Genomic DNA, 24,735 nt, shown 5'->3' on the forward strand with positions numbered 1-24,735 from the left:
TTAGGGCTTCATTCGAGTGTGTGGGCGCGCGGTGCTGTGTCGAGGGCGACGGCGAACTGTTCGGGTGCTTCCAGCATCGGAACCGGCCCACTCCGATCATAGGGATCGTGTGTACGTATGTAGAGAGAAGCACTCGGGCGGCCCTCTGGACCTGCCGTTCATCGCCGGGGCACCGGTAGCCCGACCTGAGCAGGATCGTCGACGTCACCGTCGTGTACCTGACGCTGGCCGGGTGCAGGTCCGACCTCTGATGGGATGCCGCTTCAGGTTCTCCTGGATTGTTCGGGCAGCACTGACCTACGTGGCGACCAAACTTCCCGGCTCACTTCCATGAGCCCTGGACGATCCAACTCGATCGAGTCCTCCGGCGTAGTCGAGTCCCGATCCAGGTCGACAGACACTCTGCATTAGCAGAGAAAGTCATTGTTGTCCAAGCATTTTGAGTACAGGTGAGGAGAAGTGTTATAAACGATGAGGCATTACGTGAATCGATAATCCGGCCGGTGTCTGCGCCGTGGGCATCACCTACAGTGTCGGTGTCCGCCGATGCCGGAGACGGGATTCGAGCAACGCGAGAAGGGGAGTTCGTACTGATGGTTGTCACCACCGACCGTTATCACACGCGGGTGATGGCGTCGCCGATTGCGTATCAACGCCCCGACCCTGTTCTCTGGGATCCGGAGATGCGCACCCGGCATGCGGACTTCGAGGCCAACGGGTTCACACATCTCGACCGAGTGCTCGACGACCGCCAGGTGCGGGGATGTCTGAGCGAGGTCGCGCGTCTCGGTGAAGAACCGGAGTTGCGCGGGGACGAGCGGATCGTTCGCGAAAAGGGTACGTCAGCAGTGCGGTCCATCTTCGACATCGCGAATCTGAGTTTGGTGGTCTCCGACGCGATCGAGGAGTCCGGGGCCGCCGGCATCGCAGCAGAGATTCTGGGATCGCAGGTGTACGTTCACCAGAGCCGTCTGAATTACAAGCCGGGTTTTCGAGGTGGGGCCTTTTACTGGCACGCCGATTTCGAAACCTGGCATGCCGAGGACGGGATGCCGGCGCCGCGAGCTGTCAGCGCCTCGATCGCCTTGACCGACAACCACCATTTCAATGGGCCCTTGATGGTCATGCCCGGCTCGCACCGCACCTTCCTACAGTGTGCCGGCTCCACCCCGCCACGGTATTTCGAAGAATCCTTGGTCGACGAGATCCCCCGGGTCGGTGTCCCGAACGAGCAGATGATCTCCGAGCAGTACGATCAGCACGGCATCGAGGTCGTCACCGGCGCTGCCGGTTCGATGACACTGTTCGACAGCAACCTGCTCCACGCGTCCGCAGGAAATATTTCGCCCGTCCCTCGTGCGAACATCTTCGTCGTCTTCAACAGCGTCGACAATGCGCTCGAGCCGCCCTACTGCGGTGCTGCACCGAGACCGGAGTTTCTCGCCGCCCGCAGGTAGTCGATACTGCCCGGCGATGTCACCTCACATCGGTCGCATCACGGTGCGCGAGGTCCGAACCCGGGCCGGGTGTGTCGACCAACAGGTGAGATCGGCTCTTGCTTGTGCCCGTGTGGATCAGATATCCGTAGCGGATGATCTCGTGGTGGCTCTCACTCAATGCAACCCAGCGGGCGTAGTCTGCGAGGGGGTAGACCTGCCAGCGAGAGCCGACCGAAAACTGGCCGATCGAGCTCGGCGACACGGCATCCGCAATCGATGCGACCGAGCGGCCGCTGTCGTTGTCCAGGGCGACGTCGATGTGAAACACCTCGACTCCGGCTCCTTGCCTGGCCGCGGGCGGACGTGTCACCACCGCATGCAACGGTGTGTTCACCAATGTCGGGACTGGGCGTAAGCGCACACAAAGATACCGCAAGCTTGCACCCAGCAATACCGTGGCGAGGCCTCCCACGATGATCGTTGCCGGCCAGCGCAGCCATGGCTGCGCACCGATCGTGTCATGATCGGGTTCGCCGACGTCGAGCGCGAGTACAACAGCCAGGGAGGCCATGACCACTGCGGCAATCACGAGAAAGCTTGCGATCGAAGAAGTTTCGATGCGGTACGCACGTGCTCGTTGAGTTGGCGTTGCGAGAGCGAGCTGCATGACGGTTTCCTCCTCGGTAGCATCTCGTGGACCTGTGCACTTTTTCCCTTTGGAGCAATTCACTTCGCAACATGACACCTGAAGGCCGATCCGTGAGGAATACGGCGTCGATGGTGTGAGACGCTCCACGGGTGGTCATTGGCGTTGAGATTCTCGCGTGTGCGGGGTGTCAGCGATACGGTGAAAGCAGACATCAACGGAAATACTGCACGGGTGGATCGTGTTCTGCCTCTGACCGATTGATCTCCGTTCGAAGGGATACGCACATGGTCGATACGTCGTCAATGTCGAATCGTGCGATGAGCGAGTGGGTCAACGCGCATCCCGCCGAAACGACAACGGTGATTTTCCTGGTCGTGGTGGCGTTGGTGGTTCTTGCGGTCTGGATGATATCGAGATGACTCGCCCACGGCCGGAGCCGTAGATTGCGGTTGCGGCATACGTCATGGTCAATGTTTGAGAACCGCTTTGAGGAAGGTGCGCGTCCTGTCCTGGGTGGGGGAGTCGAAAATCTGTTCCGGCGGGCCCTCCTCGACGATCTTTCCGGCGTCGAAGACCAGTACTCGATCGGCGACATCGCGCGCGAACCCCATTTCGTGGGTGACGATGAGCATGGTGATGTCCGTGGTGGCAGCGATTGTTCGTAGTACGTCGAGGACGTCGGCGACCAATTCCGGATCGAGAGCCGAGGTGACTTCGTCGAGCAAGAGGATTTCGGGGTCCATGGCCAATGCTCGGGCTATGGCCACGCGCTGTTGTTGACCTCCCGACAGTGTGTTCGGGTGCGCGATTTCTTTGTCGGCGAGCCCGACGAGGGCGAGTAATTCACGGGCGCGGGCATCTGCTTCGGCCTTGCTTCGGCGCAGAACGTGTATTTGTGCTTCGGTGATGTTCTCCAGCACAGTCATGTTCGGAAACAAGTTGAACTGTTGGAAGACCATCCCGATCGTGGACCGAGCGGCGCGTAGGTGTCGTTCACCGGCTGGGACCAACTGCCCGTTTTTGATTTCGTGGGAGAACGGTTGTCCGTTGACACGTACGAGTCCGGAATCGATCTTCTCGAGTGTCATCAGGATCCGCAGTATGGTGGTCTTCCCCGATCCACTCGGCCCGATCAATGCGACGCGTTCCCCGCGCTCGATCGCGATATCGAGGTGATCGAGCACGGTGTGCGTGCCGAATCGTTTGACCACGTGCTCGAACGAAATCGCCGAGCGGGTGTTCTCGTCAGTAGGCAAGACGTTTCTCCACTTGTCGGATGAGCACGGACGTGGGGTAGCTGGCGAGGAGGAAGATCACTCCTGCCATCGTGATCGGCTCCAGATATTGAAAGGTGCGAGCTCCGTATTGCTGTGCAGCGGTGACCAATTCGACCACCGTGATGGCGAAGAGGAACGGTGTGTCCTTGAACATGGAAATCGCGTAGTTTCCCAGCGCCGGTAGGGTGGCGCGTACCGCCTGCGGAAGAACCACAGCTCGCCACGTTCTCGTCGTCGGCAGAGACAGGGCTCGCGCAGCCTCCCACTGGCCGGCGGGAACCGCTTCGATTCCTGCGCGGTACACCTCGGCCATATACGTCGAATAGTGGACACCCAGAACAGTGATACCGATCTGCAGCGCGGAAAATTGCGGAAGCAAGTAGTACACGAACAGGAGTTGGACGACGAGCGGGGTCAGCCGGATGAACTCGGTGATCCAGCGCAGGGGAACTCGCACGTACGCAGGGCAGGTGCGGCGAGCGATCGCAATCACCAAACCGAGAACCGATGCGATTGCCATTCCGAGCACTGTCGCCAGCACAGTGATCGTGAAGCCGTCGATCAGGATCGGGAGTGAGTCAGCGGCGCGTTGCCAACTCCATTCGACGCTCATCGCCCCACTCCTACGAGTTCATCGCCTCGATCGGGCTTGATGCTGAGTACTTCTCGCAGCGACGGCCCGAGACCGAGACGGCGTTTGGCGCGGATCTCGACCACGTTCATCACCAACGTCAACGCATACGCAAGAACGAAGTAGACGATCAGCCCCACGCCGAACGCGAAGATCGTGTCGCCGGTCCCGCGGCGCAGCTGCTCGATCTGATAAGTCAGGTCCTGAAGCAGGATGAAACTGGCCAGGGCGCTTCCTTTGAGGAGCTGTATCAGCAGGTTCGTCAGCGGAGGGACCATCTGTACCCAAGCCTGAGGGAAGAGGACCTTGCGTACCTGCAGCCACGGTGAGAAGCCCAGGGCGATGCATGCTTCCTTCTGCGCGATCGGTACAGCCGCCATCGCTCCCCGAACCACCTCGGCACCGTACGCGCCGTAGTTCAGACCGAGCGCCAGAACTCCGCACAACATCGGTTCGAGTTGATACCCGAACAACGGAAGTACGTAGAAAAGCCAGAACAGTTGTACGAGAAGGGAAGTTCCTCGAAAGAACTCGATCACCACCCTCGCCGGATACCTCATCCAACGGTTGCGCACACCTACCGCATAGCCGAGGACGAGCGAGAGTACAAAGGCCAATGCTGCCCCACCGAGAGTCAGTGCGGCGGTGACCGCGACACCGCCGGTGATACGTGGCCACGCCTCGACAAGGGCATCGATATTCGTACTCATGGGGAGCTACCAGCTACCTCAAGCGGCTCCCGAGCACAACTTGTCAGTGGTCAGTTCCGGGTCCGGCAGTTCCTTTTCCGTAAACCCGAAGGGGCCGACGATCTCGAGATATTTCTGCGGGTCCGAGGTGATTTTCGCAAGTTCCGCGTTGTAGGCCTCACGAAGTTCGGTGTCATCGGTGCGGAAGACCGTCGCACCTGCCCCGACCTGTGGCTTTCCGTTGATCGTGGCGACGAAGGAATCAGTGACGTCGACAGCAGCGCCGGGGTTGTTGTTCTTCATCCAGTTCAGTGAGATGGCGGTCAATGCGAACACGTCAGCACGACCGGAGGTAACGGCGTCCATCCCGTCTTGCGGTGAGGCCACTTGGACAGCAGGAATGGCCAGTGCATCGGCGTAGTCGGATTCGATCGCACCTGTCATGGTGGCCAGCTTCGCGCCGGAGGCCGCGATGGACTCCATGTCCGTGAGGTTCTGCGGGTTGCCCGCCGGAACCATCAGGGCCGTCGTGTAGTTGAATTCGGGGTCACCGAACGCGGCCTGCTCACATCGCTTCGGAAGGATGGACATACCCGCACTGACGGCGTCGAAGCGGTTCGCCTGCAGTCCAGGGATGAGAGAGCCGAAGTCGGCGTTGACCCCTTCGACCGTGTCGATACCCAACCGGGAGAATATTTCGCGGTGCAACGCCACGGTTGCGCCGGTGAGTTGACCGTTCTCCTCGAAGCTGTACGGCGCTTCGCCGGCAAACCCGACCGTGATCGCGCCTGTGTCCTGTAGGGACTGCAGGTGATCGGCGCTGTCTGTGTCGCTCGTCGATGTGCACGCCGAGACGGCGGCCAGGAGCATCGCACCACTTGCCAGTGCGATCGACGATCGTCGCAGAGAGGTACCGCGAAAGTGCATGCCTGTCATGAATCGAGCCTTCCCGTTGTACCGAGGTCAACTGTGCCCAGGTCGGTGTTTCTCGTGGCGCCGTTACCTCCGATCGAGCGCGTGCGCTGCGCTCGACCGTGATCGGCGATCTTCGGTTCGAACCTAACACGAGCCGTGATCGAGGTAGCAACACCGCCGTCTTTCGCGCGGGTTCTGTCCAAATGTTGTTCCAGACAACGATGTTGAACACGCAGACGCACACGACTGGCGACAATGTCACAGTCGTATATCGATTTCGGCCGCACGAAAACCAGGCATACCTGCGTAAACAGTGGCCGGGTGCGACTCGAGACGGAATTCCTCGGTTCACACCACCGGTCAAACGTGGTTGCATGATCGCCAGTCCGAGGGACGCAGAGCCTCTTCTGCGCAACCGAAGCACCTGCATGAGCGCAAGGAAACGATGAGAGCGAACGCGATCGACATGTCCACACCGCACAGGCGAACCGAACCCGACCCGGTGATCGACTGGGTGTGGGAGGACGGGCAGTTACGCGGTCGTACCGCTGACGGTGCCATCAGTGTGAGTGCGAATCTTCAACGTGCTCAATGGACCTGGGGTGCTTACACCCTCTTCGCCGAACAGCTCGACGATCAGGTGTGGTTGACCTTCGACAAGGTCGTCGACGAAGTGGGGCGTCTCGGTGTTCCTCACACGAGCGCAGTGGAGGTCTTGACGCCCTGGATGGGTCGGGCGGCGACACCGCTGCGGGCACTGAATTCGGCATTGACCAAGGAGAAGCTGTCGGCGCTGCCTGCTGAAGCCCAGGTTCCCTCTGTTGCTTATTCTGTTGTTGCGCAAGCTGTTCGAATTTTCGAGAACCCACGAGATGGGGTTCCGGCGGTACGAGAATAGCTGCGCACCGAGGGTAACTGTGAGACCTCCGCCGCTGACCGATCGACAACGCCGCCTCGGGCTCGTCAACGCCCAACATGCCCGCATGGCCCGTGCGCGAATGCTCCAGCAACTCAAGGCCAGTCAAATCGGTGTACGAGATGTTCTCGACGCGGCAGATCGTGACGAGATCCTCGCCCGCATCAAGGTCGTAGACTTGATGAAATCGCTACCCGGCGTGGGACCTGTTGGCGCACAACGCCTGTTGGACGGCATCGGAATCGACAGTGCGCGCCGCCTCGGAGGCCTTCGCGCGCGGCAGCGGCAGCAACTGATAGATGCCACCACCTACCCGATCCAGTGGCGCAAGAAATTTCGGTAGCGGATCCATTTCGGTAGCGGACCCGATGGCCGTCGACGCTGCGGTAGCCGAATTCAATCGGTCGACTGATACACGTCGGGGATACCGTCACCGTCGTCGTCGCGGGCCTCGTTCTCGGCGATGATCCGGTATGCGCGGTTACGCAGACGAAGCACGATCGACGCCAACAGAGCAGCCAGAACGGAGCCGGCGAGAACGCCGATCTTGACATGGTCATCGCGCAAGGAGCCTGCGCCGTATGCGAGATCTCCGATCAACAGCGAGACCGTGAAGCCGATTCCCGCCAGAATCGCCACCCCGAAGACGTCGATCCAGGACAAACCTTCATCGAGTACGGCCCGGGTGAACCTGGCGAGGATATAGGTCGTGCCGAACACCCCGACCGTTTTGCCGACCACCAGCCCTGCAATGATGCCCAGCGCAACGGAATCGGTCAAGGCATTCGTCAGTCCTGATATTCCGCCCACAGTGACTCCGGCCGCGAAGAACGCGAACACCGGTACCGCGAAACCTGCTGAGACAGGCCTGATGCGGCGTTCGAAGTGTTCCGCCAAGCCTGGGCCCGCATCCGGGCCCCCGGCGGCCGGACTACGAATGACAGGGACTGCGAAACCGAGGAGCACTCCGGCCACGGTGGCATGGATACCGGATTCGTGTACCAATACCCAGGTCGCACCGGCGAGCGGTAGGAGAACCCACCACGACCGCACCTTCTTCTGGACCGCCAGAGTGAACAAGGCCAACGGAATCAGGGCCGCCCCCAACATCGCGACATCGAGATCGTCGGTATAGAAGATGGCGATGACGGCGATGGCGAGAAGGTCGTCCACCACCGCCAAGGTCAACAGAAATGTTCTCAGGGACGAGGGAAGGTGCGTGCTCACCACCGCCAACACCGCGACGGCGAACGCGATGTCGGTCGCTGTCGGGATGGCCCAGCCGGCCAGTGCCCCGTCCCCGGTCCGAAGATTGACCAGGACGAAGATGAGCGCGGGGGTGAGCATGCCGCCCACGGCGGCAGCTATCGGAAGCGCTGCGCGGGCAGGATCACGCAGATCGCCCGCGACGAACTCTCGTTTGAGTTCGAGCCCGACGACGAAGAAGAAGATCGCCAGTAGTCCATCTGCTGCCCAGGTCTCCAGAGGCAGATTCAACCCCAATGCGCTGGGGCCGATTCGGAATTCGGAGAGTGCGTCGTAGGCGTTCGACCACGGCGAATTCGCCCAGACGAGCGCAACGACCGTGGCGGCCAGCAACAGAGCACCGCCGACGGTCTCACCGCGTAAGAGGGCAGCGATACGCGCCGTTTCGGTCCACGAGCCACGAGCGAAGAGCGCCCGCTTGCCGGCAGAAGGGCGGGGCGGCTGTTGCGTCATGGGTGCGGCCTGCTTTCGGTGGACACTGGCGAGAGCACTCTCTCGTTCGCGGATGCAGAGTTAGACGGTCTCGTCGCGGCCGCTGGCCTGGGAGTGCCCTTCTGCTGACTGCGCGAATTCGGGAGTATCGAAGATTTCGCCGCCGAGCGGATCGTCGAGTACTCCGTTGCCGGAGTACGCGATCGCACCGGTCGCCGGATCCACGTCGATGGAGTGCGAGGACACCTCGTGCACTGCCAGCACGAGATGCTCGTCAGTGTCCTGCTTCGGAAGATCCCGCGTCGAGGGAGCAAGGCCGGCGAAGGTAGCAGAGATGCCGCTGGGGTGGCGTTTTCCGCGGGCTTTCTCTGTCGGTAGCAGTTCCTCGCCGGTGGTGGCACCCGAACCGTGCGAGGAGACGCGTAAGTATCGCGGGGTGGTGGCCACGTCGTAGCGGAACGCTTTGAGCATGGATACGCATGCGAGTACCAAGACGATGGAGAAGGGCACCGCGGTCGCTATCGACGCGGTTTGCAGCGCTGTCAACGAGCCACTTCCGCCGACGAGGAGCAGTACCGCTGCGGCCACTCCCTCGAGCACCGACCAGTAGACCCGTGTGATCTTCGGTGTCTCCAAATCGCCGCCGGTGGAGAGGATGTCGATGACCAGAGAGCCGGAGTCGGAGGAGGTGACGAAAAAGAACACCACCACTGCGATGGCCAGGACACTGGTCACCGTGGACAGGGGAAGACCGTCGAGAAGATGGAACAAGGTCGTGTTGGTGTCGACTGACCCGTCAGCTGTGAGCATGTCGCCGTCGTTGCGCTGACGGAGAATGCCGGAGTCCCCGAAGATCGTGAACCACAGAGATCCGATGACAGTGGGGGCGAGCAGTACACCGAAGACGAATTCACGGATGGTGCGGCCGCGTGAGATGCGCGCGATGAACATGCCGACGAACGGCGCCCAGCTCATCCACCAACCCCAGTAGAAGATCGTCCACGCTCCAGCCCAACCGTCTTCGGCGAACGGAGACGTGCGCAGCATCAGCTCAGGCAAAGCCTGGACGTACCCACCCAGGTTCTGCACCCACGACTGCATCAGAAAAAGAGTCGGACCGAGCACGAGGACGAAAATCGCGAGACTCGCGGCGAGAACCATGTTGATGTTCGAGAGCCACTTGAGCCCCTTGGATACTCCGGAGACAACGGAAAACGTGGCCAGCCCGGTGACACAAGTAATCAGGACGACCGTCAGCACGTTTCCGGTCTCCACCCAGCCGAGGTAGTCCAGACCGGCCGAAATCTGTTGCACGCCGAAACCGAGCGAGGTCGCGACACCGAACAACGTGCCGATGATCGCGATCGCATCGATCGTATGACCGATACCGCCTTCGATGCGAGCGCGTCCGAGGAGCGGCTCGAGCAGCCAACGGATCGACAGCGGGCGGCCCTTTCGGTACGTCATGTACGCCAGACCCAGACCGACGACGACGTAGATCGCCCAGGCATGCAGACCCCAGTGGAACAGCGTCAGTTCCATCGCTTGATTGGCTGCGGCGTCCGTGGATCCGGCGACTCCGCCCGCGACGGGAGGGTTCACATAGTGCGAAAGTGGTTCGGCTACTCCGTAGAACACCAGGCCGATGCCCATGCCGGCGCTGAAGAGCATCGCGAACCACGAGAGCATCCCGAACTCGGGCTGCTCGTCGTCACGTCCCAATCGGATGTTGCCGACACGGCTGACACCGCAGTACAGCGCAAAAATCACGAAACCGGTGGCGGTGAGGATGTACCACCATCCGACGCCGTCGCTGATCGCTGAATTCAGGGAGCCGAACGCGTCTTCCGTGGTACCTGCATAGACCACGGAGAACACGATCATGGCCACGATGACGATCGACGCGGGAACGAAAACCGGTTTTCGGATACCTCGCCAAGCTTCTTTCACTGCGCTCACGTGTCCTCCTCAGGAAGCCACCACACCGGACGATCACAGCGCGACACAACGTCCCGGGGGATGTATGTCGCGCTCGCCCGACATAGTGACCGATGTCGACTAGTAGGCGTGCTCGAGCTTGTCCGACCGTAGAGGCTGATGCTGCGATTGCTCAAATCGCAATCGGTGGATCCGGTGAGGAAGTGCCTCCGTTGCGATGCGAGAGTTAAATGACGGAGATGTCCTTCTGATTCCTCAGCGGGATATCGCCCGAGTACCCCGCGGCCGGGATATGTTGCCGGACACTCCCTGCAGGGGTAGTCTTCCGGCTCTGATGAGTCAGCGACCGAGGGCACATGAATAGTGACGACACTCCGCCTATCCTGGTGCCGGTGGCAGCAGCAATGTCGTGCGTTGTCCTGATGGCGATGCTGTTTTTCATCCTGTAGCGCATTGCCACGTCCTCCCCGCGGAAACACGCGTGCCCGTTCCGTCCTGATCCTTGATCGTTACCTACCCACGGTGCCCATCGAGTGTGTTCCAGCGCCTCGGTGCGAAATCATGACCCAACGCCGCCACTTCCACCCCTCTTACAGGGTAAGACATGACGGAGGACCGACCATGAACCGCCAGGCGGATCGAACGATCATCCCAGTACGCCACGTCATTCGGCGCCGCCTCGTCCTACTGCTCAGCGTGCTTCTGATTTCAGCGGCCCTGACGATGTCATGCTCGACGAGCGGTGATCCCAACAACGAGGTCAATGGTGCAGGCACCGCTCGGGTGTCCGGAAGCCGCCCTGCCGTGGTGGCGTCAATGCAACCTACCGCGCCGCACTCGCCAAGCGCTCATTCGTCTACCAGTACAGAAACCTACGAAGTCACCCCCGAAGGATTAACGACCGCAGTCAATGTTCCGCTCGAGATTTCGGAGGCAGAACTTGCCCAGAGCTGCATAGACGTTCAACCCACATTGATGACGTTCGGTGGTGACGTCGATGCGGTCCTGGCCATGATCCAGGCAACTGCCGTCAGGTCCTGGAAGAACGCCACACCGCAGGAGCAGGCAGCAATTATCGCGGCTCTGCGTGCGGCAGCCGACGGTGACTGCTGAGGGCTGCGTCCCGGGGGAGTAGACCGTGGGTAGCGAGTAGGCCACCTGTTTGGTGGACCGGCTCGTCGCGGCCGTCACCCGTCCTTCTGGCGAGGCGTGCTCATCGGTGCGCCTGGTTGCTGACGACGACCCTCTCGGACGGTGATGCGAGCCTTCGCAGATCACCGCATCGCTCGTGCTGTCAGGCGCCGCACGAAGCCCACAATTTCGAGGCTGCCGTCCGCAGATTTTCGTTCGTCGGAGGGCGCCTACTCGTCATGTGCCGCGTGCTCGGCCTCGACGAAGCTTGACGAAAATCTGGTTGAATATTTCCTCCGGCCGAGGTTTCGATGTCCGGTATCCGGGTACGCATTTGGTGCGGCAAGACAGTCATTCGAGTTCGGGGATGCCGCACACGGCCTGCCTGCCGGCTGTCACTCGCCGGGGGTGGGCCGCACCCTCGCCGTGACAGTGTCCGCGCACGCCTACGAACTTGCCCGCTCGCGCCCAGGTCGCGCCGCTACGCTGACGTTCATGAACCGTTGGCTGAAGTACATCGCGCCCGCAGCCATTCTGGCCTCTGCCATCGCCGTCATCGCCTGGACGACGACGTTGACGCATCCGTCCGGCGCGCCGCTAGGGCATGGAAAAGTTCGCTGAACACCGAAAGTGCTTGACCAGGAACGATAAACGTCAATCCCGAGCTCCGGAGTCGCCGCGGCTTTTGACTGCCTTTACCTGGCGGCGGTGGCGCGTTAGGCTCCCCACGGTCCGCAGTGAGTACACCCCCCTGCAGTTGCGTGCTTGCAGCGGACCACCTGGATTGCATGCCCGGTGCCTGTTCAGCTCGGGCATGTATCGGTCCGCCGGAGTCTCGTCACCTGTAGACCCCGGCGGGCCTCTGAACTGCGCGCCCGTCTCCCCGGACTACGGCGCGCAACAGCCCACTCGGCGTCCCCGACGGCACGCCGGGTGGGCATCCTGAACGCATGCCGCTATCCGTGGCGGCCAGCGGCATGTACGGCCCGCCGGATGACGTACCTCGCGGCGAACCCGGCGGGCCACCTCATGCTTCGTAGTTCGGTTCGAAGATATGCGGTTCCATCTAGTTGCCCGTCCCCCGATCGAGCCAGAGAACGGGCGGTGCACCCCGCACCCAGGCATGGGGAGCAGCGCACGTATCGGCGTTTCGACAGGAAGTCGTCCGATAGCGTTGGGCGTGGCATCGATGATCGCTGCAGCTGCGTATCTGATCAATTCGCTTGCGCCCGTGGTGGGCTGGCTTCGTCCGGCCAGACTGGTCTCTCCGTTCTTCTACGCGGTCGGGGACAATCAACTCGTCGAAGGTGTGTCCTTTTCTGCGTTCGTCGTCCTCACCACGATCGCGGTGGTGTTGTCGTGGAGCGCGATTGCGGCGTTTGGCCACCTCGATGTCAATTGATGCACCCCGTCGAGTTCCGTTCGAGCTGTGAGCAACCCGCCAAGCGCGCCGCGGTAGAAGGACAAGCGCTGCCAATGCGTCACCTTCAAGAGCAGGGAGATCAATGCCTGGGCGCAACAGCGCCAGTGGTGGGCACGCTGAACGTGCATGGAGGCCAACTGAGGTCTCATCGAGATTGAGAAGGTTTACCGCGCAGCGTTGTTCATGGCGAATTGCGCCATTTTTGCTCGGAAGAAGTGTCCGTTTGTGATTTGTCTCCAGCCTGTGTGCGAGCCACCTGTCCGCCCGGTGGTCATGCCGATGTGCGGACCCCCGTACCGTCACTGTGGAACGGAGACGGACGCGTCTGAGCATCGGCCAACACCAACAAGCGGCATGCAGCCGGTTTTCTACGAGGTGAGAATCTGACCGGTGCCGCTCACCCAGCGAATCCATCCACCTTGAAAGTTGGTTTGCCGACCGTCCGGCACCTCGAACTCGTCGGACGTCGGTAGACCGAAGCGTCCACTCTCGAAGCCCTGACGCCCCCACGCGTCGAAGATCGCCCCGTAGACAGGATGGGTACCGGCTTCCGAGAAGTAGATGTTGCCGTGCTCGAACCTGTTGAACCGTGCCGAATTGTCGGGCGTGCTCAGCTCACCGCTGATGGGCCAACCAACCCCCGACGTCGGCCCTCCGACCGCGGCGTACTTTTCCCCGATCTGCCCGTAGACCTCCCAGGCACCGGTGGACTCCGTCCAATAGATGACTCCATCGGCGAATTGCTGGATTTGTCCACCATTGCGTTCCTCGTCGCCGTTGACGCAGCGACCGAGCGAACCGTCTTCCCCACCGATCGAGATATATCGGGCACCGATCGCCCCATGGGGGAGACAACAGTTCGACCCGTCGTCGGAGAACCATGAGCAGGCTCCCACCCAGATCAGAAGCGCCAGCACCGCCGTCGCTCGGATTCCGCGAATGAACGCCATGGCGCATCGCCCCATTTATCGACTGCTCTTCGCGCATCCCATACAGGGAGACGAGGGCACCAGGTCGATGTGTAGACGAAGTTTGCTTCATTTGTTCAGCGATTTCGCCCGTGCACCGTCGCGTAGCCAGATATATCCTCAAAGATAGGCGAACAGCGAGTTCACCCTCTGCTCCGGTAGGTCTGGAGACCAAGGAGAGCGCTATGAGCACACAAGATCCCCACATCGCGTCGGCATCCGGCACGCCCTTCCACAAACCGAAGCGGGAAAAGGTACCTCACTCGTCGACGTCTCCGACACAGGCGGACATCGAGCACACCAATGCCGGACGAATGTGGATAGCAGTTGCCATGGGCGCCATCGTTGTCATCATTTTGTTGATCTTCATCCTGCAGAACACCAAGCAGGTCGCCATCTCATTCTTCGCCTGGGACTTCGAACTGCCGCTCGGGGTGGCTCTGCTTTTCGCCGCTATCGGCGGGGTACTGGTGATGGCCTCCGTAGGCGGTGCGCGGATCTGGCAACTGCGCCGCGCCTACAGGAAGACCGAACCCGCTCCGGAACCCAAGACGGACCCGAAGGACTGACACTTCGGCCCTACCCACCAAGCGCAAATAGTTGACCCGGCCAATTCGGCGCTGACAAGTTTCGCCCTGTGTGCGTGATTCGCAAGGGGTGTCCTTCGGGTCGCAGGTATCCCGCGTACTGGTTTGCCTCCGGCTGTCACTCGCCGGGGGCAGACCGTCGGGCGGGGAGTTCGTGCTTTCGTAAGATCTGCGAGAGGCAGAGCGGATCTTCGACCGGGGCCAGGTGTCCGGTCTTCGGGAGAAGCATCACCGAGGCGGTGTGGTCCTTCACAGCGCGGTACACGGCTTGGCGGCGAGAGACGGGGTCGTCAGCGCCGGCCGCGACGGTCATCGGGGCATGCCGGGTCCAGATGGTGAATCTGTCCTTGCTCAGCAGTGGTCGCGATGGGGTCGGGTGGCAGTAGGCGCCGACGTTGCAGAACCAGGTCACCAGCTCGGGGGAGGGAATGAACTGTGGTCCGGTGACGTGTTCGAGGTAGTGCTGCGCTGCGTCAATGTCGGTGCTTCTGCGCCATAGGAACCGTCGCAGGGCGCCCCAGGAATACCAGCGGGAGCGACAGAGTCGCTCCGGGTTGACCAGAACCGTGCCGGCGACACGAGGGTGGGGTGTGGAGGAAAGGACGATGGCGCCGCCCAAGGCATGGCCTATCAGCACGATGGATTTCTCGCCGAGCGCGTCGGTGACCTCGTCGAGCCAGCGGCCGTAGTGATCGAGGTCAGCGGAGGCGGGGCGGCGGGCGGCGCTCATCCCTGGTTCGCCGGGTATATCGACGACGAATACTCTTCGGGTGCAGGCGATCTCAGCGAGCGCGGGTTCGAGCAGTGCCGCGCTCAATCCGGCGCCGGGGATGATCACAGCTGCCGGTAGCGGTGATGCCGAGCCGACTGCGAGCACGAGGGTGTCGCTCAATGACGTACGCAGTCGCTGCAGTGTCCAGGACAGTGTCCACGTCTGCAGGATCTTGCGCGCGGAGGTGTGCAGTTGCCGTTCGTCGCCGGGGCAGCGGAACCCGGATTCGAGGGGCACGTCACGCGAAACGATCGGGGCATGAGGCGTGGGGTGGTTCATGGCTCTCCTGGTTGAACGGGACAGCATCGAGCTGCCGCCGACCAGACTTCCCGGCACACCGTGCGCCACAGTAACCGACGATCGTCAAAAGTCAGGCATCCGATACCTACGGACACGCCGCCGAGCGTCGGACCATAGCGCGGACCGACTCGCCTTCTCGCGTGACCGAGGCAATGTCACCACATCATCGTTGAGCCCATCCACCAGTACCGATGGCATGTCCTTCGATACGGGGCGAGGACGTCCGCTAAGTCGGGATCAGATATGTTGTAACGCGGCATACTGCCAGTTAAAATTCTTCGCCGATAACATATATTATGTCATTCTATGGTCGAAATATGCTGTACAGCAACGAAATACATTCGTGCATCATCAGTGCCGCTACCAGAGTGAGAGCGGACGTCCTGCAGCCTCGGCCGCAGCTATGCGCTCGTCGATGACGTCGTTCGCTACGTTCTGTTCGACGCCACTACGGATCGCGGCAGCGATGGCCCGAGTGCGACCCGCGGGTCCTCGAACGTCGGCGAGTGGGCTGGCGATGTTGCGCCGCCGAAGCTCGTATTCACTGCGGTTGCTGCGATTGGTTCCCAGCCGCATATGCGTCGGGTTGGTGCAGCCGGCGAAGTCACATTGATGGCACAGCACCGCATCGTCGGTGTTGGACCAGCCCAACCTCGAGATGACACCGTATTCGAGCTGGTAGGCGAACAAATGCGCCGGCACGGTCCCGCGGCGAGACGGCCCGGGCAGACTCGCCGCACGGAAGGAACCATGCCCGGTCGACGACACCCCACCGATCCACGGCCAGCACTGATCCCGGCAGCGTCGAAAGCGTTTGGACTCGAACCGAGAAACCACAGCAGGATCGTCGAGCCACGAACGCCACCGACGTTCGGGAATGCGCACAGGCTGGGGCTGCCCGATCAACGTCATCTGGAACGCCGGCAATGCAGGAGTGCTGTCCGGCATACCAGGCAGCGGCGATGGAGCATCGTCGACGAACATCATCGCCTGCTCCTGACACTCGATCCGGACTGTTACCCGAACCGACTGTAGGAGCGTGCACCGACAGGACCGTGCTCCACAATGGCCTCGGACCGCCACGGGTAACAGCTCCAGCGAGTGATAGCGGCATCCAGCACACTCGGCTCCGCGCATTTCCCGAGCATGCGACGCTGGGCCTTGAACGAAGTTGCTCTGCCAGAATCTGACAGATGACCGACAAAAAGGGCAAAAGTAAAGACGTGGCCGCAGTAGGTACCCGAGTTCGAATCGCCGTGTCAGACTCCGAGGCCGATGGCGCCGTGACATGCACGGGCGTGGTGATCGAGGACTACGAGGACATGGTCATCGACTCCGGATCGGTGGGGCGGGACTGGGCTCCGGTACATCGATGGGCGATTGCACTCGACGACGGACGACTGATCTTTGCCAACGGCGAAGATCTTGCCGCTGCAGACTAGAAGCACCTCAGTGTCGCGTACTCGTTCATCGAGAGCGGACTCGGCGCTGGACTCCCGGATCGGGTAACAGCGCCAAAGAAGGGCTGCGCGGTAGGAAGGTAGTTAGCCGCGGAGCGTTACCGTTCCTGCAACCGCCAGTCCCATGAGGCGTCGTAATCAGGATGGTGCGAGAACCATGTCGCGGCGTATAGGAGCGGCAGATCGCTGAGCCTGTCTTCGGGTGCGCGCGTGAGCGCCTCCGAGACGTAGCTGCGGAACTTGTCGTGATAGTCGACGAACCCTTGGGCGTAGGAAGCCACCCCTGATGGCGGATTCGCGGCCAGACTGGACCGCACGTTCTCTGCCTGCTCCTGCTGCTCGTCTAGGCGGGCGCTGACGAATTCTGTGATATCCACGCGGCAATCTTACGGATGTAGAGGCTGTCGGATATGCCCGGTAGTTCCGTATCGACGGGCGGCTTCCACCACATCGAGCTAGGTGTCGGTTCAAACAAGTGATTACGCCCGGTTGGTGCAGTTCAGTCTGCTGGCGCTGGGTCAAAGTAGTCGTCGTAGTGTTGCCGCAAATTGTGGTAACTCACTGCGGCTGCGCTGCGCTGCTGATCGGAGGAAAGCCCGAGCTTCTCAAACATCACCAGGTGCATCAGGGTTTTCGTTACGTAGGTCAGTGCGGGTCTGACCTCGCGAGGAATCTTGTCCATGCCGTCCCACGATGAATGACCGATCGCGTTGCGCGCATTGACCATCCAGGTGACCCACTTGGCCTGATCGCGGAGCACTGTAGCGACGGCTTCGCTGTCGGGGATCGAGGCCAGCTCGCGCATCCGTCTCGCGAAGCCCGGCTGGTTCCGTTGGATCGCTGAAAGTGCCCATCGCCGCGCCGGGCCGTCGGGCAAAGCCTTGATGTGGCCCTTGAGGTCCGCATGCTCCGGGTCGGAGATACCGGTTGTATCCGGGTGCAGAATCTGGTGGAAACCCTCGGCGGCGGATGCAGCATTAAATAGCTTGTTCTGAAAGTACCCGCGGCCGCCGTAATCGAGACTGAACAACACCGACCCCGACATCCCCAACTGCGCGCGCAATGTCAGCCAGTCGGAGATGAACCGATCGGAGACGGTGCTCAGCGCGAACACGGGATGCCAACGGCGCTCGATCACGGGGTCGGCCTTCATCCATACCTGGACCGGGGTGCCGTCACTGGTGGACAGGACGGACGACTCGATCCGGCAGTCCGCATTGCCGCCAGGGTCAGGAGGTCTTCGAACGCCTGGATAGTAGTGTCAAAATCCGCCCAACGGCGGGGTTCATCGGACTCGATGACCAGCTGGACCTCGCGGCCCACACGGCGCAGGCTGAGCTGCTCGCCAGGACGTTGGGGGTTGGTCATCTGCTCGGGCAGCGGCGGCGCATCATGGCCTCGGGTTGCCCAGTCGGTCAGGTTGGACAGGCTCACCGACACCTGGCAGAAAATGCGATCATCGACGGAGGCGATGTGGGCGCCGATTAAGGCCACGTGCACGTGAACCGCCTGCGCCAAGTGCCTGTCGGACAGGGCTACGCAGCCCAGCAGAGTCACCGGTGTGCCGTCAGCGGTTTCACCCCACACAATCTGGTTCGCCTTGGCCCACGGGACGATGCGGTGGTCTAGCTTGAGCCGAAGGGAACCGTCGTCGACGGTGGTGAGAGTGCCGGTGCCGGTGCTGTCGCGATTGGATGGCATCCACCACTGCCCGTTGTCCACGATCACCGATCTGCCTCCGACCTCAGTCCTTGTCGCGCAGCCCGGATGGACGTCGCTGATCAAACAATTCGCTGTAGGCCATCCAAGAAGGAACGTCGCAGCCTTCAATGATTGATACCAGTGCATTCTCTACCTCGGAACGTCGCCGCTACCAGTCGTGCTCCCCCGGCGATGGCCAATGTGGTGTCTTTGGGACGGTGGCCGCAGCTTTCGCCTCGTGTCTCTCGTGTCGTCGAGCCGGACATGTGTTTGCCAGTCGAGGCTGTTGGAATAGGCAGCAGCACCACCATCACCTTTGAAGAAGTCGTCCGAGACGTGGAGCAGACGGGAACCCAGAACATGAACGACGACGAACACGACGCCTGGCAGCTGCACCGTCACTGAGCTGACTGGGACGAGATCGGTACCGAAATGGGATGCAGCCCCGCCACCTCGCAAACCTTCGCAGCCGCCTACGAGAAACGCACCGAAAACGCCGCAGCCCAAACCCAAAAAACGCTGTTCTGACACCGCCTCCGCAGGTCCGTTGATCGCAGGAAACAGGCAATGATCAGGTAGAATAGACAACGGTGTGCAGCTCCCCTGCGCACCACCACACCGACCGAGTCGACGAAGGAGCACCGGTGACCACTGCACGCAACGCACAATCGCACATGACCGAAGCCCAGATCGACCGAGCCATCGCCGCCGCCACAGCCGGACACCGAATGGCCGGCATGGAACCCAGCGCCACCGACCTCGAAATCGGCCGCCGGCAACTACGCGGAGAAATCACCGGCGACAAAGCCGTCGAACTCGCAGTCGCCGCAGCACTCGCCGAATACGAGGCAACACAGCCCGAGTGAAAGATCCATACGAGATCGCCCCCGGCGTCCTCAACAACAAATACGGCATCACAGACCCCGCGAAACTCGCAGTAGTCGAACGCGCAGCCGCCTACCAGCGCATCCTGCAACTCGAAACACAGCCCATCCCAGGCAATTTCGACTTCGACCACCTGAAAAAGATCCACCAATTCATCCTGCAAGACGTCTACGACTGGGCCGGCACCCTCCGCACTCGCGACACCGGCGCCGTCGGCATGAACCTCCCCCACTGCCGACCCGAACACATCGAAAACCAAGCAGCGTTCATCTTCCGCGGAATCGCCAAAGACAACTTCCCCCAAGGACTCCCGAAAGACCGCGCCGTCGACCGTCTCGCCTACCACTGGGGCGAAACCACCGTCCTGCACCCGTTCCGAGACGGCAACTCCCGCACGCAACGAGTCTTCTTCGACGAACTCCTCAAATCCTCCGGCTGGACCATCGACTGGCAAAAAGTCCACGCCTCCGCAGTACAAGCAGCCCGCTACGTCGCCATGGAAGCAACCCACACACCGCTCCGCGACGTCCTTGCCGTCGGCGTGCACCGCAATGGCACCGAGCCGCCAACGCTCGCCAGCACCCAAGGCAACGTCATCCACCTCGAGGTAGCCGAGCATCACAAGGCGATGATCGAGCACCTGCGCAGCGGAAACCGCGCACCGTACAACCCCCACGAACTCAGCGACCTCATGCGCAGCCGCCTACTCGACTACCCCTCACAGCCACCGACGGGTTCACGGGAATCAGGGATGACCGGACCGGAAACCTCGCGGACCCAGACGCCGAAACGCGCCCACGACCTCGACCGAGACTGAAAACTTCCGGACAAACGCGGACTGGCCACAATAAATGTGGCCGCGGACTGGCCCCTACTGGAACTTTTCGGCGTGATCGCTCAATGCCCGAGCAAGAGCCCGAACAGTTTTCGGGTTAGTCATATCGCCGCCCCGCGCGCAACCGATCCGCGCACCGGACGCAGCCTGCAACTCCCGATACGCCGCAACAAGCTCAGCACTGGGATTCGCCATCAAATCCGCCTGACGCTTCTGCTCAGCCTCGCGAGCAACACGCATCTCGGCCGAAAACTGCTCCTCGCGCCAGATGGCGAACCTGCGACGCTTCCACGGCGAACGAACCGCAGCACCGTCCATCCACGCCGCGTACAGCGCCTTGTCTCGCTCCCACATCCGCGGCCGAAAAACCGGACTCCAACTATCCATCAACGTCCCCCATCAAGCGCCGACCTGCGGATACACCCAAAATAGCAGGGGATAACCACACACTTGGGAAGACACCGGCACCGACATGGGATGCAGCCCAGCAGCAGCCCGCTCTCTCGCCGCCGCCTACGAGCAGCGCACCCACGCCGGTCGCCTCACCGCGCCGAACACCGAAGCATCTACCTCCACAGCGAGTCCCGAGCCATCACCCCCGCCAGCGACGCCACCGCGAACAAGCCCACCAACACGACACCAATACCGAACTCACCGCCCCCCGCCAGCCACCTCTCCGAATCCACAAACGCCCAATCCAGCGAAAACCACACAACCCCAAAAGCGGCAACCGCCACCACCACACGCTTCCCGACATTCGCGGACCGCTCGCCCTCACCGGACTGCAACCACCCCCGCACCGCCGACAAAGTCGCAAACCCAGCCGACACCGCCACGAACCACGCCACTGCCGCAATAAAGAACAGCAGCGGCCACCAACCACGCACCGACGCAGAATCCGAAGACAGAACCACACCTGAACTCTGGTAAAGACCGGAAATGAGCACAACAAACCTCCAACGTCATCGCAAGAACTGCGGGGAACATCGCCCAGAATTAAGCAACAAACAAATTATGCACATTTCACGGCAACTCCGCTCACCCACTGGGCAACCACACAAACGCACACGTAAAACCAGCAGTGACCAGCGGTATCAACCAAAGACGGAATCGCACACCCAAAAAACAGCACCGCTCAACTTCCAGAAACAAATATGCGCCGAACCAAATCTCTGCACCGCACAATTACTGCACCGCCAATGACAATCCCATGTGCGTAATAGGTATATTCATCTGCACCAATTACTCATAAGCGGTGACAGTCGCAATATTGTAATAGGAATAAACTTTTACGCCAATTACCTCGCAGCCGACGACGCACATTCTGGCGGCAGCAATAACCGCTACAACAACCTCCGCCGAGACGGCGACAGAAAACCACCCGCGCTACCGCGACACCGCGCGTGTCGAGTCCCGTCGCTCCCGCACAATCACCCCGCCAGCCAACCCATTCGGAGGTGCGAACCCGGAGGCCGTCTCCGGAGGTGTGTGACTCGCTCCTGTCCGGCCGCCAGCCACCTACCGATTCCGAACTACTCACTCCACTCGGCAGTCTCCGGGTCCCAAAACCCGAGAACAACCCGGTTCGACAAAATAGGATCAAGGCACCGCCCTGCAACCACCAACGCCGAGTCAAAAGTCAACGCCGAATCAGGCAATCCGGACACCGTCCGGGCAATCGCCTCATAACCGGCAGTCCACCCAGCCGAAGGCGCGGACATGGCCGGCGGCAAAACCAATCCACGACGTTCGGACTCCTGAGACAGGGCACGCGCCAACACATCCGCCGCGATACGCCAAGCCGAAATGATCAGTACCAGATCAACCAGATCGTGATACCTCGACGACGGACCACCATTCCACCCGTACTTCCCATACATCGCACACACCTTGTCGGCGACCTGCGCCGGCAACGGGTACAACGCAAACTCCGGCATCGCAGCCAGGTCCTCCATGACCACGATCGGTCTCGGGGATTGATAATCGACATCGCCTACCGCTACAAGCTCAGTCGCAAGGTCTATCGGAAAACTGAAGAGTTTCAGTGTGTCGTAATAGACGTCAACCTTCAGCTTCGCTCCGTCGACCCCACCAGTCATCGCGGTAGGCTCATCGCGTATCACGAAGCGAAGTGGATCAAGTTCGCTCAGATCCGCTGCCGCCCGAAGATCTTCGACTGCCTCCTTGAGGCCCGCCGCAGTATGCAGAAGGTCGATATCTTGGCTGTAGCGCGCATCTGGGAGCCGCACCAACAGTGATGCACCACCTTTGAGCAGCCACCGCCCCTCCGGTTGCGAGAAGATCCGCGCCAAGAACCGTTGGAGGTAGAACTCCCGCCGCAGATGCTCGAATGGACGCCCTCGAAGTTTGGACTCGGTCTTCAGTCGGTCCGTCAACGACCGCTGGAACGACGCAGCCCCTCGGATTCTCGTCACTGCGCGCGCCGCTGGCGGTCGACGATCTTCCGAGCCTCAGCGACCACGGGCAGGTCCACAGTAGCCGCCGCGTCTCGAAGGCTCTGCATCGCAGGCGAATTGATCAGCGCCACCGTATCTCGGAGGCTCTGCATCGCAGGCGAATTGGCCAGCGCTGCCGTATCTCGGAGGCTCTGCATCGCAGGCGAATTGATCAGCGCCACCGTATCTCGGAGGCTCTGCATCGCAGGTGAATTGGCCAGCGCTGCCGTATCTCGGAGGCTCTGCATCGCAGGTGAATTGATCAGCGCTGCCGTATCTCGGAGGCTCTGCATCGCAGGAAGATCGAGTGCCCCTCGAACGGCCAGATGCTGGCCTAGCGCAAGTGTGGACTGAGGAATCCCAGCTTCCTCCAGGAAGCGACTCAGAAGACCTTCCCCATCGCCCAGACGAACACCGTACTTATGCGCAAACGGCCGCAGCGCCTCACTCACACTCTCCGAATCCACACGGTTGGTGACAACAGCGTCACGAACAATGCCCGCCAGATGCCCACCATCGAGATGCCCCGCGGCAAGATCGACGATCGTCCTCAGCACCGTGGTAACCGGCAGCCCGTCCTCGAGCGTCCACGCATCCCTCTCATAAGACGCAACGCGATACCGAACATCAGAAAGACGAGACTGTCGCCGCTTCGAAGTCGCGAACTCCATCACATCCGCATCGACATCACCAAGCCCGTGAAGCCACGCAGCAGACCTGTGCGTCACAACAGCCGGAGACCCATCCCGCAGCCTCTCACCCGCAGTCACACCGGGCTCGATCATCATCCACGCAGCCCTGAGCTGCTCAAACGGAACACTCGGCGCCCCACCCACCCGATAGACACCATGGCGGATCCGCTCCACAGTTCCGGCCTTAGCCATGCGGGCAATCTGCTGCGCAGAGAATCCCAGCCCCTTTGCTTGCGCCATCGTGAACAGACCCCACTGCTCCGACGACAGATCAGCAAGGTCGAGGATCTGAAGATCGCTAGACATGCGCACCACTATACCAACTAAATATCAACTGGGCTGCAAAAGTTACACTTGGATTGTAATTTTCACAGCCTGCCGTGAGATATAAGTAGCCGCTTTCTGATGTCATCGGTCCCCATCTAGCTTCACACGCAACCCGCCGACACAACGAAACCAAAAGCACCAGCACAACTGCGCTACCGCGACACCAAGAGGGGCCGGCCTCCGTCGCTCCCGCACAATCACCCCGCGAGCCACCCGAGTGGGAGGTGCGAACGCCTGGCCCGTCGCCGGCGGTGTGATGGCGCCTGCCCGGCGGCCGACCACCTACCGGTGTCCCCCGAAATGAGCTCCGCTGCGCTCCGCACCAGCGAAAAGCGTTGATCTGTTTGTCCTTCTGGCCTTCCGATTCTCGTCGGCGGTGACCTACACGCAACCCCCGGCGGCGATGCCGACCCGAGGGCTCCGAGAAATTTTCTCAACCCGCACTCGCACGCTCGCAGAGAAATTTTCCCGGCCCAGGGGTGGCACTCCGGCCCCCTCATGCCGACGCGATTCTCCTTTGCCAGCAGGGCAAAAAAATTGGCGGCCACCGAGCAGGGGGACGCCACCGGATCAGCGGAGGCCGAAAAGTTATGGGCGCACCAGCGAAGACCACGGCAGACAAGAGCGCAGCGCGACGAGAGCAGGCCGCCGCACTGCACGAGAGCATCACCGCGAAGGTCGCCCAGCTCACCGACACCGACGCATGGGCCGCCTACCTGACCGCCGCAGCAGCGTTCCACGCGTACAGCTTCAACAACGTCATGTTGATTTTCTCGCAGGCCCCCGACGCTAGCCAGGTCGCCGGATTCCGCAAGTGGCAAGAACTCGGACGACAGGTCCGCAAGGGCGAAAAGTCGATCAAGATTTTCGGCTACTCGACCAAGAAGATCACCGAAACCGACACCGAGACCGGCGAGGAAACCACCCGCCGCGCAGCACGGTTCCCGATCCTGTCCGTGTTCGACATCGCACAAACCGACCCGATCGAAGGACACCCCGCAGCAGCCGCCGACACCATCACCACCCGACTGCAAGGCGACGACCCC

General features: G+C 61.4%; 29 protein-coding genes. 12 read left to right on the forward strand and 17 right to left on the reverse strand.

The window, feature by feature from the left end; translation table 11 throughout:
• The first annotated feature begins 593 nt into the window (after nucleotides 1-593).
• Nucleotides 594-1,457: a phytanoyl-CoA dioxygenase family protein gene (locus RE4_RS29910; protein WP_024487974.1), complete on the forward strand. Its 864-nt coding sequence runs from the start codon at nucleotides 594-596 to the stop codon at nucleotides 1,455-1,457.
• Between the two features lie 19 nt (nucleotides 1,458-1,476).
• Here the strand turns inward: RE4_RS29910 and RE4_RS29915 are convergent, their stop codons facing one another.
• A complete protein-coding gene (locus RE4_RS29915) occupies nucleotides 1,477-2,106 on the reverse strand; it encodes a hypothetical protein (RefSeq protein ID WP_024487975.1) in 630 nt (209 codons plus the stop codon).
• Nucleotides 2,107-2,372: 266 nt separating this feature from the next.
• Between RE4_RS29915 and RE4_RS31740 the strand changes: the two genes are divergently transcribed.
• Nucleotides 2,373-2,507, forward strand: coding sequence for a hypothetical protein (locus RE4_RS31740; RefSeq protein ID WP_255246893.1), 135 nt, complete (start codon nucleotides 2,373-2,375; stop codon nucleotides 2,505-2,507).
• 48 nt (nucleotides 2,508-2,555) lie between these two features.
• Here RE4_RS31740 and ehuA read toward each other — a convergent pair whose 3' ends face one another.
• Genes ehuA through ehuB form a run of 4 tightly spaced genes read right to left on the reverse strand, consistent with a single transcriptional unit; the run spans nucleotide 2,556 to nucleotide 5,621 of the window.
• Nucleotides 2,556-3,344 (reverse strand): ectoine/hydroxyectoine ABC transporter ATP-binding protein EhuA, encoded by a 789-nt coding sequence (gene ehuA, locus RE4_RS29920; RefSeq protein ID WP_044480824.1) that lies wholly within the window; start codon nucleotides 3,342-3,344, stop codon nucleotides 2,556-2,558.
• Nucleotides 3,334-3,978 (reverse strand): ectoine/hydroxyectoine ABC transporter permease subunit EhuD, encoded by a 645-nt coding sequence (gene ehuD / locus RE4_RS29925; RefSeq protein ID WP_024487977.1) that lies wholly within the window; start codon nucleotides 3,976-3,978, stop codon nucleotides 3,334-3,336. Before ehuD ends, ehuA begins: the two co-directional genes overlap by 11 nt.
• A complete protein-coding gene (gene ehuC / locus RE4_RS29930) occupies nucleotides 3,975-4,706 on the reverse strand; it encodes an ectoine/hydroxyectoine ABC transporter permease subunit EhuC (protein WP_024487978.1) in 732 nt (243 codons plus the stop codon). The genes ehuD and ehuC overlap by 4 nt, the downstream gene beginning before the upstream one ends.
• An 18-nt stretch (nucleotides 4,707-4,724) precedes the next feature.
• On the reverse strand, nucleotides 4,725-5,621 hold the full coding sequence (ehuB, locus tag RE4_RS29935; protein WP_024487979.1) for an ectoine/hydroxyectoine ABC transporter substrate-binding protein EhuB: 897 nt from the start codon (nucleotides 5,619-5,621) through the stop codon (nucleotides 4,725-4,727).
• 424 nt (nucleotides 5,622-6,045) lie between these two features.
• Here ehuB and RE4_RS29945 point away from each other — a divergent pair, with 424 nt between their 5' ends.
• A complete protein-coding gene (locus RE4_RS29945) occupies nucleotides 6,046-6,498 on the forward strand; it encodes a hypothetical protein (protein WP_024487981.1) in 453 nt (150 codons plus the stop codon).
• A gap of 19 nt (nucleotides 6,499-6,517) precedes the next feature.
• Nucleotides 6,518-6,859, forward strand: a complete 342-nt coding sequence (gene mihF / locus RE4_RS29950; protein WP_127160073.1) for an integration host factor, actinobacterial type — start codon at nucleotides 6,518-6,520, stop codon at nucleotides 6,857-6,859.
• A gap of 53 nt (nucleotides 6,860-6,912) precedes the next feature.
• On the opposite strand, the gene nhaA is transcribed toward mihF, so the two are convergent.
• Together nhaA and RE4_RS29960 are read right to left on the reverse strand one after the other, a co-directional pair.
• Nucleotides 6,913-8,235, reverse strand: coding sequence for a Na+/H+ antiporter NhaA (gene nhaA / locus RE4_RS29955; RefSeq protein WP_024487983.1), 1,323 nt, complete (start codon nucleotides 8,233-8,235; stop codon nucleotides 6,913-6,915).
• Between the two features lie 60 nt (nucleotides 8,236-8,295).
• Nucleotides 8,296-10,173, reverse strand: a complete 1,878-nt coding sequence (locus RE4_RS29960) for a BCCT family transporter (protein ID WP_024487984.1) — start codon at nucleotides 10,171-10,173, stop codon at nucleotides 8,296-8,298.
• A 600-nt stretch (nucleotides 10,174-10,773) separates the two neighbouring features.
• Here RE4_RS29960 and lpqV point away from each other — a divergent pair.
• The 3 genes from lpqV to RE4_RS29980 all read left to right on the forward strand — a co-directional run bounded on the left by lpqV (nucleotide 10,774) and on the right by RE4_RS29980 (nucleotide 12,685).
• Nucleotides 10,774-11,265, forward strand: a complete 492-nt coding sequence (lpqV, locus tag RE4_RS29970) for a lipoprotein LpqV (protein WP_024487985.1) — start codon at nucleotides 10,774-10,776, stop codon at nucleotides 11,263-11,265.
• 513 nt (nucleotides 11,266-11,778) lie between these two features.
• Nucleotides 11,779-11,904 carry a hypothetical protein gene (locus tag RE4_RS31745; RefSeq protein WP_255246894.1) on the forward strand — a complete coding sequence of 42 codons (126 nt, stop codon included), beginning with the start codon at nucleotides 11,779-11,781 and terminating at the stop codon, nucleotides 11,902-11,904.
• 559 nt (nucleotides 11,905-12,463) lie between these two features.
• Nucleotides 12,464-12,685, forward strand: a complete 222-nt coding sequence (locus RE4_RS29980; RefSeq protein WP_024487986.1) for a hypothetical protein — start codon at nucleotides 12,464-12,466, stop codon at nucleotides 12,683-12,685.
• Between the two features lie 389 nt (nucleotides 12,686-13,074).
• On the opposite strand, the gene RE4_RS29985 is transcribed toward RE4_RS29980, so the two are convergent.
• Complete coding sequence (locus tag RE4_RS29985; RefSeq protein WP_024487987.1) at nucleotides 13,075-13,656, reverse strand: LGFP repeat-containing protein; 582 nt, start codon at nucleotides 13,654-13,656, stop codon at nucleotides 13,075-13,077.
• A 203-nt stretch (nucleotides 13,657-13,859) separates the two neighbouring features.
• Here RE4_RS29985 and RE4_RS29990 point away from each other — a divergent pair, with 203 nt between their 5' ends.
• Complete coding sequence (locus RE4_RS29990; RefSeq protein ID WP_230544146.1) at nucleotides 13,860-14,243, forward strand: LapA family protein; 384 nt, start codon at nucleotides 13,860-13,862, stop codon at nucleotides 14,241-14,243.
• Between the two features lie 136 nt (nucleotides 14,244-14,379).
• On the opposite strand, the gene RE4_RS29995 is transcribed toward RE4_RS29990, so the two are convergent.
• Both RE4_RS29995 and RE4_RS30000 read right to left on the reverse strand, forming a co-directional pair.
• Nucleotides 14,380-15,312, reverse strand: coding sequence for an alpha/beta fold hydrolase (locus tag RE4_RS29995; RefSeq protein WP_024487989.1), 933 nt, complete (start codon nucleotides 15,310-15,312; stop codon nucleotides 14,380-14,382).
• A gap of 381 nt (nucleotides 15,313-15,693) precedes the next feature.
• Nucleotides 15,694-16,320: a hypothetical protein gene (locus RE4_RS30000; protein WP_024487990.1), complete on the reverse strand. Its 627-nt coding sequence runs from the start codon at nucleotides 16,318-16,320 to the stop codon at nucleotides 15,694-15,696.
• 206 nt (nucleotides 16,321-16,526) lie between these two features.
• On the opposite strand from RE4_RS30000, the gene RE4_RS30005 reads away from it, so the two are divergent.
• On the forward strand, nucleotides 16,527-16,775 hold the full coding sequence (locus tag RE4_RS30005) for a hypothetical protein (RefSeq protein WP_024487991.1): 249 nt from the start codon (nucleotides 16,527-16,529) through the stop codon (nucleotides 16,773-16,775).
• Nucleotides 16,776-16,891: 116 nt separating this feature from the next.
• Here the strand turns inward: RE4_RS30005 and RE4_RS30010 are convergent, their stop codons facing one another.
• The 3 genes from RE4_RS30010 to RE4_RS30020 form a co-directional block, all read right to left on the reverse strand.
• Complete coding sequence (locus RE4_RS30010) at nucleotides 16,892-17,170, reverse strand: hypothetical protein (RefSeq protein WP_024487992.1); 279 nt, start codon at nucleotides 17,168-17,170, stop codon at nucleotides 16,892-16,894.
• Between the two features lie 122 nt (nucleotides 17,171-17,292).
• Complete coding sequence (locus RE4_RS30015; protein ID WP_060939874.1) at nucleotides 17,293-17,946, reverse strand: HEPN domain-containing protein; 654 nt, start codon at nucleotides 17,944-17,946, stop codon at nucleotides 17,293-17,295.
• A complete protein-coding gene (locus RE4_RS30020) occupies nucleotides 17,943-18,521 on the reverse strand; it encodes an ApeA N-terminal domain 1-containing protein (RefSeq protein ID WP_127160074.1) in 579 nt (192 codons plus the stop codon). The genes RE4_RS30015 and RE4_RS30020 overlap by 4 nt, the downstream gene beginning before the upstream one ends.
• A 617-nt stretch (nucleotides 18,522-19,138) precedes the next feature.
• Here RE4_RS30020 and RE4_RS30030 point away from each other — a divergent pair.
• Together RE4_RS30030 and RE4_RS30035 are read left to right on the forward strand one after the other, a co-directional pair.
• On the forward strand, nucleotides 19,139-19,360 hold the full coding sequence (locus tag RE4_RS30030; protein ID WP_024487995.1) for an antitoxin VbhA family protein: 222 nt from the start codon (nucleotides 19,139-19,141) through the stop codon (nucleotides 19,358-19,360).
• Nucleotides 19,357-20,196, forward strand: a complete 840-nt coding sequence (locus RE4_RS30035) for a Fic/DOC family protein (protein WP_060939876.1) — start codon at nucleotides 19,357-19,359, stop codon at nucleotides 20,194-20,196. Before RE4_RS30030 ends, RE4_RS30035 begins: the two co-directional genes overlap by 4 nt.
• A gap of 54 nt (nucleotides 20,197-20,250) precedes the next feature.
• Here RE4_RS30035 and RE4_RS30040 read toward each other — a convergent pair whose 3' ends face one another.
• From RE4_RS30040 to RE4_RS30955, 4 genes are all read right to left on the reverse strand, one after another.
• Nucleotides 20,251-20,601 carry a hypothetical protein gene (locus RE4_RS30040; RefSeq protein WP_024487997.1) on the reverse strand — a complete coding sequence of 117 codons (351 nt, stop codon included), beginning with the start codon at nucleotides 20,599-20,601 and terminating at the stop codon, nucleotides 20,251-20,253.
• Nucleotides 20,602-20,780: 179 nt separating this feature from the next.
• Nucleotides 20,781-21,128, reverse strand: a complete 348-nt coding sequence (locus tag RE4_RS30045; protein WP_127160076.1) for a hypothetical protein — start codon at nucleotides 21,126-21,128, stop codon at nucleotides 20,781-20,783.
• A gap of 618 nt (nucleotides 21,129-21,746) precedes the next feature.
• Nucleotides 21,747-22,649: a nucleotidyl transferase AbiEii/AbiGii toxin family protein gene (locus RE4_RS30050; RefSeq protein ID WP_024487999.1), complete on the reverse strand. Its 903-nt coding sequence runs from the start codon at nucleotides 22,647-22,649 to the stop codon at nucleotides 21,747-21,749.
• Nucleotides 22,646-23,668 carry a type IV toxin-antitoxin system AbiEi family antitoxin domain-containing protein gene (locus RE4_RS30955; RefSeq protein WP_081098461.1) on the reverse strand — a complete coding sequence of 341 codons (1,023 nt, stop codon included), beginning with the start codon at nucleotides 23,666-23,668 and terminating at the stop codon, nucleotides 22,646-22,648. Before RE4_RS30955 ends, RE4_RS30050 begins: the two co-directional genes overlap by 4 nt.
• A gap of 611 nt (nucleotides 23,669-24,279) precedes the next feature.
• On the opposite strand from RE4_RS30955, the gene RE4_RS30060 reads away from it, so the two are divergent.
• Nucleotides 24,280-24,735 (forward strand): ArdC family protein (locus RE4_RS30060; protein ID WP_155717002.1); only part of this gene is annotated, 456 nt, incomplete at its 3' end.

The organism is Rhodococcus erythropolis NBRC 15567 (assembly GCF_001552595.1).
GTDB classification, from domain to species: domain Bacteria; phylum Actinomycetota; class Actinomycetes; order Mycobacteriales; family Mycobacteriaceae; genus Rhodococcus_F; species Rhodococcus_F erythropolis.

Coding starts and splice junctions, on each gene's coding strand:
- RE4_RS29915 (WP_024487975.1), bottom strand. CDS start 2,106: ATGCAGCTCGCTCTCGCAACGCCAACTCAACGAGCACGTGCGTACCGC.
- RE4_RS29995 (WP_024487989.1), bottom strand. CDS start 15,312: ATGAACCACCCCACGCCTCATGCCCCGATCGTTTCGCGTGACGTGCCC.
- RE4_RS31745 (WP_255246894.1), top strand. CDS start 11,779: ATGAACCGTTGGCTGAAGTACATCGCGCCCGCAGCCATTCTGGCCTCT.
- nhaA (WP_024487983.1), bottom strand. CDS start 8,235: ATGACGCAACAGCCGCCCCGCCCTTCTGCCGGCAAGCGGGCGCTCTTC.
- RE4_RS29910 (WP_024487974.1), top strand. CDS start 594: ATGGTTGTCACCACCGACCGTTATCACACGCGGGTGATGGCGTCGCCG.
- RE4_RS29985 (WP_024487987.1), bottom strand. CDS start 13,656: ATGGCGTTCATTCGCGGAATCCGAGCGACGGCGGTGCTGGCGCTTCTG.
- ehuC (WP_024487978.1), bottom strand. CDS start 4,706: ATGAGTACGAATATCGATGCCCTTGTCGAGGCGTGGCCACGTATCACC.
- ehuB (WP_024487979.1), bottom strand. CDS start 5,621: ATGACAGGCATGCACTTTCGCGGTACCTCTCTGCGACGATCGTCGATC.
- RE4_RS31740 (WP_255246893.1), top strand. CDS start 2,373: ATGGTCGATACGTCGTCAATGTCGAATCGTGCGATGAGCGAGTGGGTC.
- RE4_RS30040 (WP_024487997.1), bottom strand. CDS start 20,601: ATGGATAGTTGGAGTCCGGTTTTTCGGCCGCGGATGTGGGAGCGAGAC.
- RE4_RS29990 (WP_230544146.1), top strand. CDS start 13,860: ATGAGCACACAAGATCCCCACATCGCGTCGGCATCCGGCACGCCCTTC.
- ehuD (WP_024487977.1), bottom strand. CDS start 3,978: ATGAGCGTCGAATGGAGTTGGCAACGCGCCGCTGACTCACTCCCGATC.
- RE4_RS30000 (WP_024487990.1), bottom strand. CDS start 16,320: ATGATGTTCGTCGACGATGCTCCATCGCCGCTGCCTGGTATGCCGGAC.
- RE4_RS30955 (WP_081098461.1), bottom strand. CDS start 23,668: ATGTCTAGCGATCTTCAGATCCTCGACCTTGCTGATCTGTCGTCGGAG.
- RE4_RS30005 (WP_024487991.1), top strand. CDS start 16,527: ATGACCGACAAAAAGGGCAAAAGTAAAGACGTGGCCGCAGTAGGTACC.
- lpqV (WP_024487985.1), top strand. CDS start 10,774: ATGAACCGCCAGGCGGATCGAACGATCATCCCAGTACGCCACGTCATT.
- RE4_RS30015 (WP_060939874.1), bottom strand. CDS start 17,946: ATGAAGGCCGACCCCGTGATCGAGCGCCGTTGGCATCCCGTGTTCGCG.
- RE4_RS29945 (WP_024487981.1), top strand. CDS start 6,046: ATGAGAGCGAACGCGATCGACATGTCCACACCGCACAGGCGAACCGAA.